Origin of the sequence: Rhizobium vallis, from assembly GCF_003985155.1 — a bacterium.
GTDB lineage: Bacteria > Pseudomonadota > Alphaproteobacteria > Rhizobiales > Rhizobiaceae > Rhizobium > Rhizobium vallis.
In genome coordinates this window covers 650,702-665,538 of sequence record NZ_ML133687.1, presented here as the reverse complement: position 1 = coordinate 665,538, position 14,837 = coordinate 650,702, and the positions used below count along the sequence as shown (strand labels likewise).

Sequence of the window (14,837 nt, the reverse complement as noted above, 5' to 3'; positions counted from 1 at the left end):
CTGAGGTGATGGCTCTCTCAAGCCATAGCTCCGCGGCTGAAAAGCCATAAATTCCACGGCTGGAATCATGGTCCAACGGCTGGCGCCATGATTCCACGGCTGGCCGTGATTCCACCGCCCGAGCCGTGATTCCACGGCTGAGATCAGCGGGCGCGGAGAACCTTCTTCGGTGCCGGCAGCAGACCTTCGCGCTGCAGCTTCTTGCGGGCGAGCTTGCGCTGGCGGCGAATGGCCTCGGCCTTTTCACGGGCGCGCTTCTCGGACGGCTTTTCGAAAGCGCTGCGCGCCTTCATTTCCCGAAACAGGCCTTCCCGCTGCATCTTTTTCTTGAGCACGCGGAGCGCCTGATCGACGTTGTTATCTCTGACGAGTACCTGCAAAACGATATCCTTCCTGTCGGCGGCGAGGCCGCGCTGTCAATAATAAAGCGAGTCTACTTCCTGATCTTGATGCTCGAAAACGTCAGCCAGGGTGCGGCGTTATCGGTCTTGGCCACAGCCTCGGGGGAAGCGCTCGATGGGGACTCCCCGGCATCGATGTCGGCCTCGGTGATGCGACGCTCGAAATTCTCCGCCGCGAATTGGACGCGATATTGCACATGCCCGTGGTCGTTGGGCAGTATGCTGGCGATCCGGCAGCGCTTGTCGGTCTTCGCCGTGCGGGTGAGGCCCGATTTCAGCACGATCATGTCGCCGACTTTATAGTTTGGTCTGCCCATTTCAGCGCCCCTTCGGCTCTTCGGCTGCTCGATCAATCACGAAAAGCCAGGCAACGAAAACAAAAAGGCCGGGCTGAAACCCGACCTCTTCCCGTCACTCAGCCGTTGCGCCGCCAATAGGCGGTCAGCGCAGGCGAATGACAATCACGCGGCCTGAAGGTTATCGGCCGAATTCTTGCCGGACCTCTTGTCGCGAACGATATCGTAGCGAATCTTCTGACCTTCTGCGAGATCGCGCATGCCGGCGCGTTCAACCGCCGAAATATGGACAAAAACGTCGGTGGAACCATCATCGGGCTGAATGAAGCCAAAACCCTTGGTGCCATTGAACCACTTGACGACGCCTGAATTCATAACGATTTCCTTTTCAACCGTTGGAGGAGGCCCCGGAAAAATATCCGCGGGCAATATCGATGTTGGCAGGAGATCTGACGAAGCGCTTAAGCGCATGGACAAAGGTCACAAGCAATTCGATACGCACCATGTAGGATATTTATCGAATTAAGCAATGGTATTTTGAAAATAAAACTTTTCCGGGCACGGAAACCGAAACGGTTTTGCTCCCCGGCACCGCGAGCATTTTGCCCGGGCGCGCAAACCGCTTGCCTTAGGCAAAGCGAGGCGGCGCGCTTACGGCCGCCCCGGGCGACGATCACTGCCAGACGACGATCGGCGCCTTTGTGGGAACGCGATCGTAGAGATCGATGATATCCTGGTTCAGCAGCCTGACACAGCCCGATGAGACGGCCTTGCCGATCGAGCGCCAGTCCGGATTGCCGTGCAGGCGGTAGAGCGTATCCTCTCCATTCGAGAAGATATAAAGCGCGCGGGCGCCGAGCGGGTTCTTCAGACCCGGCTCCATGCCGCCGTTATCGATCGAATATTTGACGAGTTCCGGCTGCCGGGCGACCATTTCATTCGGCGGCTTCCAGCGCGGCCATTTCTGGCGCCACTGGATGACGCCAGACCCCTGCCACGCGAAGCCCTCGCGGCCGATGCCGACACCATATCGCATCGCCATGCCGCCATTCTCGACGAGATAGAGAAAGCGCGACGGCGTATCGACGACGATAGTGCCGGGGGGCTGGCCTGTGGGATCGACGACGCGCTGGCGATAATAGCGCGGATCGATCTGTTCGTAGGGAACGGCGGGAATGAGGAAACCGCCATCCTCGACGGGACCGTAGATGACGGCAAGCTCGGCGTCACTGGGCACGCTCGACGTTCCCATCGGCTGGAACAGGCGCATGGGCGAGCGGTAGATGATCGTCGAATCGCCCGACGTCACCGTATTGGCCGAGGAGGCGCAGCCGGTGAGCGCGGAGGCTGCGGTCAATGCCGAAAAGGAAAGAAAGCTGCGGCGGGAAAGATGTCTATCGAAGCTCATGACGCGGGACTGATTTCCTTTTGATGCGGGAAGCCGAACGAGGCGCCTGATATACCGACGATTCGTTCTATGCCGATAACGACATCAGAAAATCTATCGGCTTGCGCCAAATAAACCATAGCTTCACGCAGACGTGTCCGGCCCCGAGCCGACGATATGGGCAGCGCTGTTGCAGCGCTACATCACAACGATCTCGGCCTTGGCGGGAACACGGTCGTAGAGATCGATGACATCCTGGTTGAGCATGCGCACGCAGCCAGATGACGTGGCCTTGCCGATCGACTGCCAGTCGGGCGTGCCGTGAATGCGGTAAAGCGTGTCCTGCCCGTCCTTGAAGATATACATGGCGCGCGCGCCGAGCGGATTCTGGAGCCCCGGATTCATGCCGCCGTTCTCAGCCGCAAAGGGGCGAACCTCGGGTTGGCGCGAGACCATTTCAACCGGCGGCGTCCAGCGCGGCCATTTCTGCTTCCACTGGATGACGCCGCGCCCGGACCATGCATAACCGTCGCGGCCGAGGCCGACGCCATAGCGCATCGCCTTGCCATTGCCCTCGACGAGATAGAGGAAACGCGTTTTGGTATCGACGATCACGGTGCCGGGGCGCTCCGCCGTCTGATAATCGACCTCCTGGCGCAGGAATTGCGGCTGCACGCGGCTGACCGGGATCGACGGCAGCGTGAAATCCTCGTCGCGCAACTGGCCATACATTGCCGCATGCACCGGGTTGGCGACCGGCAGGCCGAAGGTCTGATGGAACTGCGTCTTATAGAGCTCGCGCGTCTGCGGCACCGGCTGATCGGGGATCGGCCGCACCCGGCGGGGATCGACACCGGGCGGCTGATAGAAGACCGGCGAGGTTTCCTGCACGAAGCGGGCGGGCGAATCGGCGGCAACATCGGGAATGAGAATGTTGCAGCCGCTCAGCGACGCCACAACCATCACAAGCCCGGCAATCGGGAAGACCCGGCGCAGAAAATTCATGGAACCACCCTTATCAACGATCGGCAAGACAGCGATATCTTCCGAAAGGATGGCATCCGCGGCTGGCGCGAGGCTGGCGTTGGGGTGGAAAGCCAAAATCAGGAAATGATGAACCGGTCGTCGCCATCGGCAGCCGGTTCGAGTTTATCTGGCGCCACACCCAGTCGGTATTGTTGGCAGCAGTGACCTCACGCCGCCACCCCATGGAAGAAGCGGATGCTCTGTTCGATCTCGGCAGGCAGCGCCGAAGTGTGGTTGCCGGCGACAGTTTCGGTCTCGATATGGATGCCGGCGGCGCGGGCGCGGCGGGCAAGCAGATCGGCGCGGTCGTTGAAATGGGCCTCTTCGGTGCCGTGGACGACACGGACCGGGCATTTAAAGCTGTGGGCGTAACACAGCGCCGAACGCACTTCGAATTCATGCGCGTTGCTATCGTCGAAGCGGATGTCCTCGGGATAGCGGTTGAAGAAGCGGAAGGCATCGGGATTGCCCGAGATCGGCGCAGCGGCGCGGAATTTATGGGTGCTCATCGCCGCCAGCATGGTCAGTGTGCCGCCGATGCTGTGTCCGGCGATGAAGAGGCGCTGGGGATCAACCCCCGGCAAGTGGGCCAGGCGCTCGGTGGCCGCAAGAACGTCGTCGACCTCATCGTAGAAGCCGGAGAAGTTGCCCATCTGTCCGTTTTCGCCGCGTAGCGACGGCATCATCACCACGTAACCGGCATCCATATAGGGCTTCATCAGCTGCCAGTGGCCGATACCCATGGCGTTACCGCCGTGGAGAAAGAGCACGGCGGGCTTGGCGGTCCGCTCGCGCTTGTACCGCGAGACCCAGGCCGCAAGCTCCAGCTCGCCGCCAGAGCCGGAGCGATAGAAGATCTTGTCGGCGTCGGCAGGCGCATTCAGCAGTTCGTATTTGTCCGGCGCCGGGCCCTTTTTCAGCAGCTTCGTGCGGAAATGGTGACGCGCCTTGGCATAGTCGTGCTTGGCAAGGCGCGGTTCGTCGGGAACGTCGAAAGCGGCCGCCATTTGCGGCAGGACGAGTGCACCGGCAAGACCGGCCAGCACGGCGCGGCGTTGGCGGAAAAAGGAATTCTGTTCATGCGAGCTCATAACGCACCCATCATTTCCCCAGCATGCAAAATCTGCACTGGAAGGCCGTTGCCGCCAATACACATACTGTTGAAAATTGGCCCTGCGTCATTGTTGCGCAGGGATCACTCCGGCTTGGCGTCGATCATGGCGATCAACGTGCGCAGCCGATCGGCCTCATAGGAGGGTTTGTCAGGCCGAAGCCGCGCAATGCGGGGGAAGCGCATGGCGACGCCCGACTTGTGCCGCGTCGAGCGATTGATGCCCTCGAAGGCCACTTCGACGACGAAGCCGAAATCCTTGTCGGCGCGCACGGCGCGCACAGGGCCGAAGCGCTCGGTGGTGTTGTTGCGGACGAACTTGTCGAGCACCTCGAGCTCGGCATCGGTGAAACCGAAATAGGCCTTTCCCACAGGCACCAGCTGTTCGCCGTCCTCGTCATCGGCCCAGACGCCGAAGGTGAAATCGGAATAGTAGCTGGACCGCTTGCCGTGGCCGCGCTGGGCATACATCAGCACCGCATCGACATTATAAGGGTTGCGCTTCCACTTGAACCAGGGACCCTTCATGCGGCCGGCCTGGTAGATGCTGTCGCGGCGCTTGATCATCACGCCTTCGATGACGAGATCTGGCGGGGTGGCGCGCAAAGCGTCGAGCTCTTCCCATGAGGAGAAAGGCACGAGCGGCGACAGGTCGAAACGGTCGTGGGGCGCGCGGTCGATGATCTCGGTCAACCGGTCGCGGCGATCGACATAGGTGCGGCCGCGAACATCCTCCTCCCCGTCGAAGAGCAGGTCATAGGTGCGGATGAAGGCGGGGTAGTCTGCGAGCATCTTTGCCATCACCGTCTTGCGGTTCAGGCGCTGCTGCAGGTCGGAGAAGGTCCGGGTCGGGCTGTTGGAGCGCGCGGTGCCGCCGACCAGCAACTCGCCGTCGACGACGCCGGAAAAATTGATGGCGTTGAGAACATCGGGAAAGGCGCCCGAAATATCGTCGCCGGAACGGGAATAGATCTTGCACCGGTCGCCGGAGCGGGAGAGCTGGACGCGGATGCCGTCCCATTTCCATTCTGCGGCGTAATCGGCCGGATCGAGACCGGTGAGATCGCCCTCCTCCACCGGATTGGCGAGCATGACGGAGTGGAAAATCGCCGGTGTGGCCAGCACCGGTTTTTCGCCGCCACCCGCCAGCCATGTAAACAGCGTCTCATAGGGCGGCTGCAGGCCATGCCAGAGGGTTTCGATCTCGGTGACGTCCTTATCGCCAAGATCGGCCAGCGCCTGCTTGGCAAGGCGGGCGGAAACGCCGATGCGCATGGCGCCGGTCGCCAGCTTGATGAAGGCAAAACGGCCGGACGAATCCAGCCGGTCGAGGAGGTCACGGACGAAGCTTCGCACCTCGGTGCGGCCGAGCGCATTCATGCCCGTGACGACCTCACCGAGGCGTGGCTGGGCAAGGGCCGTGCGGTCTATATCCCTCTCATTGTCCCAGACGAGCGAGATGGTTTCGGCGAGATCGCCGACATAATCGTAAGAATAGCGAAACAGCACCTCGTCCATGCGCTCCAGCACCAGCTCGCGCAGCATGGCGGGTTTGACATTGCGCACCTCCAGCGTGCCGGCAATGGCGGCAAGGCCGTAGCCGCGGTCAGGATCGGGCGTGTCGCGGAAATAGTCGGTGAGCAGCTTCAGCTTGCCGTTACGGCTCGGAGTGAGGACCAGACGGTCGAGGAGGTCGGCGAAGGCTTTCATGTCGGCCTCCGGACTCGGGGAAAAGTCCCCTCCCCAGTGGCATATGGAAAAGACCCCTCCCCAACCCCTCCCCACAAGGGGGAGGGGCTAAGCCGTGGCACCGTCTCGCAAAACAACAAGCCGGCTGCATATGCTGCGCTCAAGAATGAATGCGGCGAGGGCCGCGCGTTAAGCCCCTCCCCCTTGTGGGGAGGGGTTGGGGAGGGGTTTTGACGTGCGCGCAAGCTCATCTCCTCAATCGCCCTCGTCCTCATACCCCACCAGATGCAGCGGTTTCGCCTTGATGCCCTGCAACTGGCACCAGCGCACCAGGGCCTCCTCCCGGCCATGCGTCACCCAGACTTCGGCGGGGTGCAGTTCGCGGATCGTTTCCGTCAGCTCCGGCCAGTCGCAATGGTCCGATATGACGAGCGGCAGTTCGACACCGAGCTGTTTGGCGCGTTGGCGCACCATCATCCAGCCGGAGGCGAAGGCCGGCAGCGGCTCGTTGAAGCGGCGGGCCCAGCGGTCGGCGAAGGCAGACGACGGGCCGACGACGACGGCGCCCCTAAAGGCCGATTTGTCGCGGCTTTCGATCGTCGCCGGCAGCAGCTCGCCGAGATCGATGCCCTGCCCGATATAATAGTCGCAGAGTTTCTCCATGGCGCCGTGGATATAGATCGGCTCGGCATAACCGGCATCGCGCAGCAGCCGGATGAGGCGTTGGGCCTTGCCCAGCGCATAGGCGCCGACGAGATGCGTGCGTTCGGGAAATTGCCGCAGCGACGCCAGCAGTTTGCCGATCTCGTCCATCGGATCGGGATGATGGAAGACCGGCAGGCCGAAGGTCGCCTCGGTGATGAAGACATCGCAGGGAACCGGCACATAGGCCGCGCAGGTCGGGTCGGGGCGGCGCTTATAATCGCCGGAGACGACGATGCGGGTGCCGTTCTTCTCGATGGCGATCTGAGCGGAGCCCAGTACATGGCCGGCAGGGTGGAAGCTCACCTTGACGCCGTTGACCAGCAGTTCCTCGCCAAAGGCTGCGGCCTGCTCGCTGGCGCAGAAACCGTCGCCGTAACGCAGGCGCATGATGTCGAGTGTCTGGCGGGTGGCGAGCACGTTCACGTGGCCCGGCCGGGCATGGTCCGAATGACCATGGGTGACCAACGCCTGCTCAACCGGCCGCACCGGATCGACATAGAATCCGCCCTCTGGGCAATAGAGCCCCTCCGGGGCTGGATAGAGCAACGCGTCAGGTCTCATGAAGCTAGAGATAGCGAGAAATGAACGCGTGGCCAGAGGGGTGGAGGAAGGTGGCCACCGAAAGCGCCATCACGACCACGACGCAAGCTCGTCGCCCTCGTGATACCGGTCGAAAATATTCTGCAGAAACGACAATGGCCGCCTTTCCTCAAGACGGCCATGGCGATCTTCCTTGGCTGCGACGAAAGCCCGTCGCTCAGGCGATGGGCGTCATCAGCAGGCTCGTCCTGTCGTGACCAACCAGCATGGCCAGTGACGTACCTGCCCGGACCTCCACCGGCTGCGGGAAGGTGTGAAGAACCTGGAGCCAGCCGCCATCGTGATAGCCGTCAGGGTGGTTGTCGAAAACGACGCCCTCGATCAGATCGACCTTCATCCACTGGACGACCCCGACCGCAGTGCCGTCTGCCTGAACCGGCACCGAGATCTTGCGCAGCGCTGCGGCATGTTTATGGGCGGCGAGATCCACCGCAGCGATCTCGAAATCGTCCGAAAGCCTGGTCCACTCCGTCATCGTCCCGTGAACAGGCAGACGCAGCGGGGCGAGCGCATTGAACTGCGACACATCGAAGCCGGAGACCTCGCCGACATGGACATAGTTGGAGAGCGTTTCGCTGGAGACCAGACAGCCCATGGCGGCAGCGGCGCGCGGTATGACGATGGCGTCCTCGCGGACCAGCCGGGCGTGGGCGTCCTCGAAGGTTTTCAGCACGTCTTCCGCCAGGAGATCGCTGGAAAGAATCTCGGAGATCAGGATGTCGGCGCGGGCTTTCATCTCCCTGCCGACAGAAAGTTCGGTTGAGGGCTTTTCGAAGATGTCGATCTGTTCGCGATAACCATTGGCGGCGATAATCTTCTCCGCTGTCTGCGCGATCGCCGGCACACTCTCACAGGTCGCAATATTGGTGGCGCCGGCGCGCGCCGCCATCATCGACAGCAGGCCGCTGCCTGCACCGATGTCGAGGATCTGCGCATCGGCTCCGCGCAGCTCTATGGCACGGCGGATCGCCGCTTCGAACGCGTCGTTGCGTCTGGTGTCGTTCATCATGGCGATGTGCCAGAAGGGCACGATCGACGAGGAGATGCGTCTTATCTGATGCCAGGCATTGATATTGTCCGGCTGCAGCCGCAAAACATGACGGAATTCGACCAGCGCCTCCTGCTGCCGGCCGGAATCGGCCAGTGCAACGGCGAGGTTGTTGCGCACGACAGGATTTTCGGGTGACAGGCCACGCGCCATCTCATAGCAGCCGACCGCCTCCGCGGACCGGCCGAGCTGGCGCAGCAGCGCACCCTTTTCCATGAGAGCGACGAGATGGCCGGGATTGAGGCCGAGAAGCTTGTTCCAGTAATAGAGAGCGGTTTCGGCATCGCCTCTCTTTGCGACGACGCCCGCCAGCAGCGGTAGAATGTCTATCGTGCGGTAGTCCTTGTGCAGGACTCTGACATAGGCTTTCTCGGCGTTTTCGAAATCGCCCGACGCCTGAAAACTCATGGCGTCACTCAGCGATTTGCGCGCGATCGAAATTCTATCTTCCATGTCGATGCTGATCATTCCGGCTCCCTGGGCCTTCTCGAGACAAGCGGAGGAGCCGCGGACGAGCACACACCTTCGGCCGCGCAACCTGCCATGCACAAGACTGACATGAGCGGGCAGCGGCTCGAAGGTTTTTGTGAGCGCACGACAAAACGAATCCTTCAACAGGACTCTACGTTTGCCGCTTGAGAAAAGTTACTGAATTCTTAAGAAATTCCGCTGCTGCGGCTCAACGCCGCAAGCCCTCATTTCCGGGTGTGCCGATGCCGTCAAGGAAGGTGATCACCGCGGCGTTGAACTCGGCCGGCCGCTGCAACGGCGCAAAATGGCTCACGCCCGGGAGATAAATCATCTGCGCGTCCGGAATGCTGCGGGCAAGATATTCGGCATGGCCGGGCTTGATGAATTCGTCATGTTCGCCGAGCACGATTGCGATCGGCACGCGGATCAGGCCCAAGTCGGCGGCGTCATAATTCGGCTCCGTCCGCATCATCAGGCTCACCGCCTCGACGAAGGGATGGAAATCATCCGGCGTGGCGGATAAGGCGGCGTAATCGCTGGCGTGTCGGCTGAAGCATCGGTCGATCACAGGGGTCGGATGAAATTCCAGCGTGCCGCTCGGATCCATGTTGCAGGCGAAGAAGAAGACCCCTTCGGCACGTGACGGCACGGTCATGGCGAGGATCAGAGCAATGCAGGCGCCATCGCTCCAGCCGACGAACGCCGCCTTTTCCAGGTGCAGTTCGTCCATGACGGCAAGCACATCCGAAGCCATCAGTTCATAGGTATATGGGCGGGAATCGCGGGTGCTTCTTCCATGGCCGCGGCTGTCGATCAGTACGACGCGGCGGCCGCTACGAAGGAGTGCCGGGACCTGATAACCCCAGTTGCCGCTGTGGCCGAGGCCGCCATGCAGCAGAATGACCGGCGGGCCGGCGCCATAGGCCGCGTACCAGATGCGGGCGCCATCGTGCTCGACATGGCCTTCGCTTACAGCCGGCGGCAAGGGAGCAGCGCCATGTGCCTCGAAATGGATGAGTTCATCGTCCTTTGTTTCCATGAAATGAAGCTCCTCCGGTAAATCAACCCCTGGCGTAGAAAAGCCGGAAAACAGCCCAACAACAACCGGAATCGTTTCCTAGCCCTTGCGATGCAACCAGGGGGATCAACATTGGGCAGGAAGCTTTTCTATTGCGCGGCGGCGATCGCCGTTGCCGCAGTTGGACTTTATCTCAACAATACCAGTACGTTAGCGCAGCATCGGCCTGGGAAACCGGTGCTGCTTGCGCACCGCGGCATCGCCCAGCGGTTCGACGAAACCGATCTGAAGAATGATACCTGCACGGCAAGCCGCATGCTGGCGCCGAAACACGATTATCTCGAAAATACCATCCGGTCGATGCAGGCAGGCTTCGCGGCGGGTGCCGATATCGTCGAGATCGACGTGCATCCGACGACGGACGGAGAATTCGCGGTTTTTCACGACTGGACGCTGGACTGCCGCACCGACGGGCACGGCGTCACGCGCGAGCATTCGATGGCTGACATGCGGAGCCTCGACATCGGTTATGGCTACACCGCCGATGGCGGCAAGACTTTTCCTTTTCGCGGCCGGGGCATCGGCATGATGCCGACGCTTGCAGAGGTGCTCTCGACCTTTCCGGACAGGCGCTTCCTCATCAACATCAAGAGCCGCGATCCCTCCGAGGGCGAAAAGCTCGCCTCTGTGCTCAACGGACTTTCCGCCGGGCGGCGGGCTGAGATCATCGTCTATGGCGGTGACGAGCCGATCGACGTCCTGCGTCGGCTTTCGCCCGATATCAAGACGGCGTCGCGCAAGAGCCTGAAGGGCTGCCTGTTCGGTTATATCGGCTATGGATGGACCGGCGCGCTGCCGGATACCTGCAAACATGCGATGATGCTGGTGCCGATCAATATCGCGCCGTGGCTCTGGGGTTGGCCGGAGCGTTTTCTCAACAGGATGCAGGATGCCGGAACCGAGGTTTTCGTGCTCGGCCCCTATCGCGGCAGCGACTTTTCGACCGGCATCGATGATCCCGCACAACTGGCGCGGCTGCCGCAGGATTTTGCGGCGGGCATATGGACCAACGAGATCGAGACGATCGGCAAGCTCGTGAAATGACCTTCAGAGGCTGCCGACCTTCAGCAGCACGACAATCTCCTCCGGCGAGACGGGCCTGGAGAAGCGGTAGCCTTGGGCCTCCTCACAGCGAGCCTGGCGCAGGAAATCCATCTGGTCGTCGGTTTCGACACCTTCGGCCAGAACCGAAAGCTTCAGCGTCTGCGCCAGCGAAATGACGGCCGATACGATGGCGACTGCCGTCTTATCGCCCGGCAGCGCCTCGACCAGCGAGCGATCCATCTTCAGGCGGTCGAAGGGGAAGGTCTTCAGCGCCGCAAGGCTGGAATAGCCGGAGCCGAAATCGTCGATCGACAGGCGCACGCCAAGCGCGCGCAGCGATTCCATCATGGCGAGCGCGCGCTCAGCGTCCTGCATCACCACGCTTTCGGTCACTTCCAGTTCCAGCCAACGGGACTGCAGTCCGTGCCGCTCGAGCGCCTCGGCAACATGTTTTGAAAAATCCGGATCGGCAAACTGCTTGGCCGAAACATTGACGGCGATCGTCAGCGGCGTCAGACCCATATCCTGCCAGCTGCGCGCCTGACGGCAAGCTTCGTTCAGCACCCAAAGGCCGAGGGGAACGATAAGCCCGGTCTCTTCGGCGAGCGGGATGAAATTGACGGGAGGCACCCTGCCCTTTGCCGGATGGTTCCAGCGCACCAGCGCCTCGAGCCCGGTGATGCGGCCGGTGGCGACATCGACCTGCGGCTGGTATTGCAGGAACAGTTGGTCGCCGGTGATCGCCTGGTGCAGTTCTTCCTGCTCGCCGAGCGGCATTCCCACAGGTGTGCTGCCGGCATCGTGATGTTGCAACGTGTTGCGGCCGAGTTCCTTGGCGCGATACATGGCGCGATCGGCATTGGCGAGAAGCTCTTCCGAGGTCGCGCCATCGAAGGGGAAGGCGGCGACGCCGATGCTCGACGTAACGGTGATCTCACCGTCCTCGCCGAGGATCGGCCGGTTGATCGCTTTCTGCAGCTCGCGAAGGCGGCGGGTGATCCCGGCATCGTGGCTCGACTGGTGGACAAGCACCACAAGGAATTCATCGCCGCCGAGGCGCACCACCATATCGGACGCCCGCACGCTGTTGGCCATGCGGGTTGCGATCTCCTTCAGCACCTCATCGCCGGCGGCATGGCCGCGGCCATCGTTGATGTCCTTGAAATTGTCGAGATCGATATAAGCGACGGTGACCTTGCGATTATGGCGGCGGGCCTGGTCGAGGATATTGGCCAGCCGTTCCTTCAGGAAGGCGCGGTTCGGCAAACCTGTGAGATCGTCATGATGGGCCATGAAATGGATGCGGTCGTCGACACGTTTGCGCTCGATGGCAATGCCGGCAATGTGGGTGGCGAGCGCCACCAGCTTCATCTCGTGCTCTGTGGGACGGCGGACCTCTTTCGAATAGAGCGCGAAGGTGCCGAGCACGTTGTTCTGCGAAGTGGCGATCGGCGTCGACCAGCAGGAGCGAAAACCGAAGGGGGCGACCATCACGCGAAAGTCCTCCCAGAGCGGATCGCTCATGATGTCCTCGACGATGACGGTCTGGCCGCGCCAAGCGGCGGTGCCGCAGGAGCCGACCTTGGGACCAATCGTGACACCATCGATGAGGCGACTGTAGCCGCCGGGCAGGTTGGGCGCCGCGCCATGATAGAGCCTCGTGCCCTCGCCGTCGAGCAGCAGCACCGAGCCATCGATGCCGGTCAGCTGCGCCTCGATCATCAGCACCAGTGCCTCGAGGATCATCGACAACGGCTCGTTGCGGGCGATCATTTCGAGCAGTTTCGCCTGGCCGCGATAGAGATCCTCCTGAAGCTTGCGTTCGGTGATATCACGGGAGACGCCGATCAGTCCGACGACCTCGCTGCGGTCATTGCGCAGCGGTATCTTCGAAGTCAGGCGGCAGATCGGCATTTTGCTGCCGGGAAGGGTGTAGGATTCCTCCATGTCGATGCGGGCTTGCCCCGTCGCCATGATCTGCTGCTCGATATCGAAATGGCGGCGCGCCGTCTCGAAATCGAACAGATCGAAATCACGCTTGCCGGTGATCAGGTCGGCGCTTTCCAGGCCGAGGCTGCTGGCGGTGACGGCATTGGCGAAGACGAAGCGGCTGTCGCGGTCCTTGACGTAGAGAAAGTCGGGAAGTTCATGGACGATCGCCTTGAGGCGCAGGTTCTCGATGCCCTCGGACAAATGGTGGGCGGTCGATGCCATCATTGCCTCCGTTGCGGCGACGATACGGCGCGTTTCCGCCGTCAGGGCATCGGTCGATTCCCTGGCACTCAATTCCGGCATGACGCCATTCTCCCCGGCGGCCCGTAAGCCATCCCGCAACAGTCATCATTCAAACTCCCTTGTGAGAGTAGTCGGCATTTCCTTCGGCTTGCTTAAATGAAAGAGTGAACAAGGCGACAAGATCTGCGGCGATATCCTGCCCTCATCGGTTGCAGCAACCGCGATTCCGGTCGCCTGTACCAAAACAGTACAGGCTGAACTGGCATGTTTCCTGCTACCAGTGCGCTATGACGAGAGATTCCGGGATGACGTCACGCCGCGACATGCTTCTGTTCCTCGCCGCCTCGGCGGTTGCCGGATGGGCGGCGCCACGCGCGCTCGCCGCACCGCTGACGGCAGCTGCGGAGCCCGATTTGCGCGGCGCGATCGACGCCGTGGATTATCGCGCCGTTCCTGAAAGCGGCGATCGCAAGACAAGAAACCTGCAGCAGATGATCGATCAGGCCGCGCGCGAGAACGTGCCGGTTTTTCTGCCGCCGGGCACCTACCGGATCTCCAATCTCACCCTGCCCGACAATACGCGCATTACTGGTGTGCCTGGGGCGTCGCGGATCGTCTATACCGGCGAAGGCCATCTCTTTGCCGCCGAAAACGTGCGGCGGATCGAGCTCTCCAACCTCGTCATTGACGGCGGCAACCGCTGGCTCGGCGATTACGCCGGTGGGCTTTTGCAATTTACCGGCGTCGATGAGGTGCTGATCGACAATTGCGAAATCGGCGGTAGCCGCAAGCACGGGCTGCAGCTGGAGCGCTGCGGCGGGCGTGTCGAGCGCAGCCGCATTTCGGGTGCGGCCCAATCCGGGCTCTATGCGGTGGAATCGGCAAATCTTTCCATTACAGGAAATACGGTCTCCGATTGCGGCAATGGCGGCATCCTCGTGCATCGCTGGAAGAAGGCGGAGGACGGCACCGTCGTCTCCGGCAACCGCATTTCCAACATCCGCGCCAATGACGGCGGCACCGGCGAAAACGGCAACGGTATCAACATCTTCCGCGCCGACGGCGTGATGGTGACGAATAACCACATTTCCGACTGCGCCTTCACCGCGATCCGCGCCAATTCCGCCTCGGACATCCAGATCAGCAGCAATCAATGCCGGCGTTCCGGCGAGACGGCGATCTATGTCGAATTCGCTTTCGAGGGCGCCGTCGTTTCCGCCAATTTGATCGACGGGGCAGCGAACGGCATTTCGATTGCTAATTTCGACGAGGGCGGCCGGCTGGCGAGCGTCACCGGCAACGTTGTGCGCAACCTGACGCTGCGCGGCCCCTACAAGCACGAGGTCGGTTTCGGCATTGGCATCGCGGCGGAGGCCGACACCCTGATTTCAGGCAATGTGATCGAGGGCGCGCCGCGCTGGGGGCTGCAGATCGGCTGGGGACCCTATCTCAGAAACGTCGTCGTCAGCGGCAACGTGGTGCGCAAGGCGCCCGTGGGATGCGCGGTCTCGGTCGCCGATGGCGCCGGGACTGCCGTCATTACCGACAACGTGTTCCAGGAAACCGCCGAAGGGGCGGTTCTCGGTTTCCAGTGGCAGAAGAAGGTCTCCAGCGAAATGGCGGGCGGCGGTGCGCCTTATGCGCAGCTCACCGTCGAGCGAAATCGCGTCTCCTGAGGGCTATCAAAAGCTTTCATCGTCCCATCAGCGGCTAGGACTTTTCCGAGCGTGATCCGGCGTTTACGGT

At 61.7% G+C, this 14,837-nt stretch carries 13 protein-coding genes; 2 read left to right on the top strand and 11 right to left on the bottom strand.

Annotated elements, in window-relative coordinates; translation table 11 throughout:
• Positions 1 to 143: 143 nt before the first annotated feature.
• The 10 genes from rpsU to EFQ99_RS08315 all read right to left on the bottom strand — a co-directional run bounded on the left by rpsU (position 144) and on the right by EFQ99_RS08315 (position 9,773).
• Positions 144 to 380 (bottom strand): 30S ribosomal protein S21, encoded by a 237-nt coding sequence (gene rpsU, locus EFQ99_RS08360; RefSeq protein ID WP_003569533.1) that lies wholly within the window; start codon positions 378 to 380, stop codon positions 144 to 146.
• 53 nt (positions 381 to 433) lie between these two features.
• Positions 434 to 718 carry a cold-shock protein gene (locus EFQ99_RS08355; protein ID WP_126920558.1) on the bottom strand — a complete coding sequence of 95 codons (285 nt, stop codon included), beginning with the start codon at positions 716 to 718 and terminating at the stop codon, positions 434 to 436.
• Positions 719 to 862: 144 nt separating this feature from the next.
• Positions 863 to 1,072, bottom strand: coding sequence for a cold-shock protein (locus EFQ99_RS08350; RefSeq protein WP_008529019.1), 210 nt, complete (start codon positions 1,070 to 1,072; stop codon positions 863 to 865).
• A 298-nt stretch (positions 1,073 to 1,370) separates the two neighbouring features.
• Positions 1,371 to 2,105 carry a L,D-transpeptidase family protein gene (locus EFQ99_RS08345; RefSeq protein WP_126920557.1) on the bottom strand — a complete coding sequence of 245 codons (735 nt, stop codon included), beginning with the start codon at positions 2,103 to 2,105 and terminating at the stop codon, positions 1,371 to 1,373.
• A 177-nt stretch (positions 2,106 to 2,282) separates the two neighbouring features.
• Complete coding sequence (locus tag EFQ99_RS08340) at positions 2,283 to 3,089, bottom strand: L,D-transpeptidase (RefSeq protein ID WP_126920556.1); 807 nt, start codon at positions 3,087 to 3,089, stop codon at positions 2,283 to 2,285.
• A 188-nt stretch (positions 3,090 to 3,277) separates the two neighbouring features.
• On the bottom strand, positions 3,278 to 4,201 hold the full coding sequence (locus EFQ99_RS08335; protein ID WP_126920555.1) for an alpha/beta hydrolase family protein: 924 nt from the start codon (positions 4,199 to 4,201) through the stop codon (positions 3,278 to 3,280).
• 104 nt (positions 4,202 to 4,305) lie between these two features.
• Positions 4,306 to 5,931, bottom strand: coding sequence for a cisplatin damage response ATP-dependent DNA ligase (locus EFQ99_RS08330; protein WP_126920554.1), 1,626 nt, complete (start codon positions 5,929 to 5,931; stop codon positions 4,306 to 4,308).
• Between the two features lie 234 nt (positions 5,932 to 6,165).
• Complete coding sequence (locus tag EFQ99_RS08325) at positions 6,166 to 7,176, bottom strand: ligase-associated DNA damage response exonuclease (protein ID WP_126920553.1); 1,011 nt, start codon at positions 7,174 to 7,176, stop codon at positions 6,166 to 6,168.
• A gap of 196 nt (positions 7,177 to 7,372) precedes the next feature.
• A complete protein-coding gene (locus EFQ99_RS08320; protein ID WP_126920552.1) occupies positions 7,373 to 8,731 on the bottom strand; it encodes a tetratricopeptide repeat protein in 1,359 nt (452 codons plus the stop codon).
• Between the two features lie 211 nt (positions 8,732 to 8,942).
• Positions 8,943 to 9,773, bottom strand: coding sequence for an alpha/beta fold hydrolase (locus EFQ99_RS08315; RefSeq protein WP_126920551.1), 831 nt, complete (start codon positions 9,771 to 9,773; stop codon positions 8,943 to 8,945).
• 111 nt (positions 9,774 to 9,884) lie between these two features.
• Here EFQ99_RS08315 and EFQ99_RS08310 point away from each other — a divergent pair, with 111 nt between their 5' ends.
• Positions 9,885 to 10,856: a glycerophosphodiester phosphodiesterase family protein gene (locus tag EFQ99_RS08310; protein ID WP_126920550.1), complete on the top strand. Its 972-nt coding sequence runs from the start codon at positions 9,885 to 9,887 to the stop codon at positions 10,854 to 10,856.
• A 3-nt stretch (positions 10,857 to 10,859) separates the two neighbouring features.
• Here EFQ99_RS08310 and EFQ99_RS08305 read toward each other — a convergent pair whose 3' ends face one another.
• Entirely contained in the window at positions 10,860 to 13,151 is a 2,292-nt protein-coding gene (locus EFQ99_RS08305) for a sensor domain-containing protein (protein WP_126920549.1), read from the bottom strand.
• Between the two features lie 245 nt (positions 13,152 to 13,396).
• Between EFQ99_RS08305 and EFQ99_RS08300 the strand changes: the two genes are divergently transcribed.
• Positions 13,397 to 14,767, top strand: coding sequence for a TIGR03808 family TAT-translocated repetitive protein (locus tag EFQ99_RS08300; RefSeq protein ID WP_126920548.1), 1,371 nt, complete (start codon positions 13,397 to 13,399; stop codon positions 14,765 to 14,767).
• Positions 14,768 to 14,837: the final 70 nt, after the last annotated feature.

Coding starts and splice junctions, on each gene's coding strand:
- EFQ99_RS08355 (WP_126920558.1), bottom strand. CDS start 718: ATGGGCAGACCAAACTATAAAGTCGGCGACATGATCGTGCTGAAATCG.
- EFQ99_RS08350 (WP_008529019.1), bottom strand. CDS start 1,072: ATGAATTCAGGCGTCGTCAAGTGGTTCAATGGCACCAAGGGTTTTGGC.
- EFQ99_RS08345 (WP_126920557.1), bottom strand. CDS start 2,105: ATGAGCTTCGATAGACATCTTTCCCGCCGCAGCTTTCTTTCCTTTTCG.
- EFQ99_RS08340 (WP_126920556.1), bottom strand. CDS start 3,089: ATGAATTTTCTGCGCCGGGTCTTCCCGATTGCCGGGCTTGTGATGGTT.
- EFQ99_RS08335 (WP_126920555.1), bottom strand. CDS start 4,201: ATGAGCTCGCATGAACAGAATTCCTTTTTCCGCCAACGCCGCGCCGTG.
- EFQ99_RS08330 (WP_126920554.1), bottom strand. CDS start 5,931: ATGAAAGCCTTCGCCGACCTCCTCGACCGTCTGGTCCTCACTCCGAGC.
- EFQ99_RS08325 (WP_126920553.1), bottom strand. CDS start 7,176: ATGAGACCTGACGCGTTGCTCTATCCAGCCCCGGAGGGGCTCTATTGC.
- EFQ99_RS08320 (WP_126920552.1), bottom strand. CDS start 8,731: ATGATCAGCATCGACATGGAAGATAGAATTTCGATCGCGCGCAAATCG.
- EFQ99_RS08315 (WP_126920551.1), bottom strand. CDS start 9,773: ATGGAAACAAAGGACGATGAACTCATCCATTTCGAGGCACATGGCGCT.
- EFQ99_RS08305 (WP_126920549.1), bottom strand. CDS start 13,151: ATGCCGGAATTGAGTGCCAGGGAATCGACCGATGCCCTGACGGCGGAA.
- EFQ99_RS08300 (WP_126920548.1), top strand. CDS start 13,397: ATGACGTCACGCCGCGACATGCTTCTGTTCCTCGCCGCCTCGGCGGTT.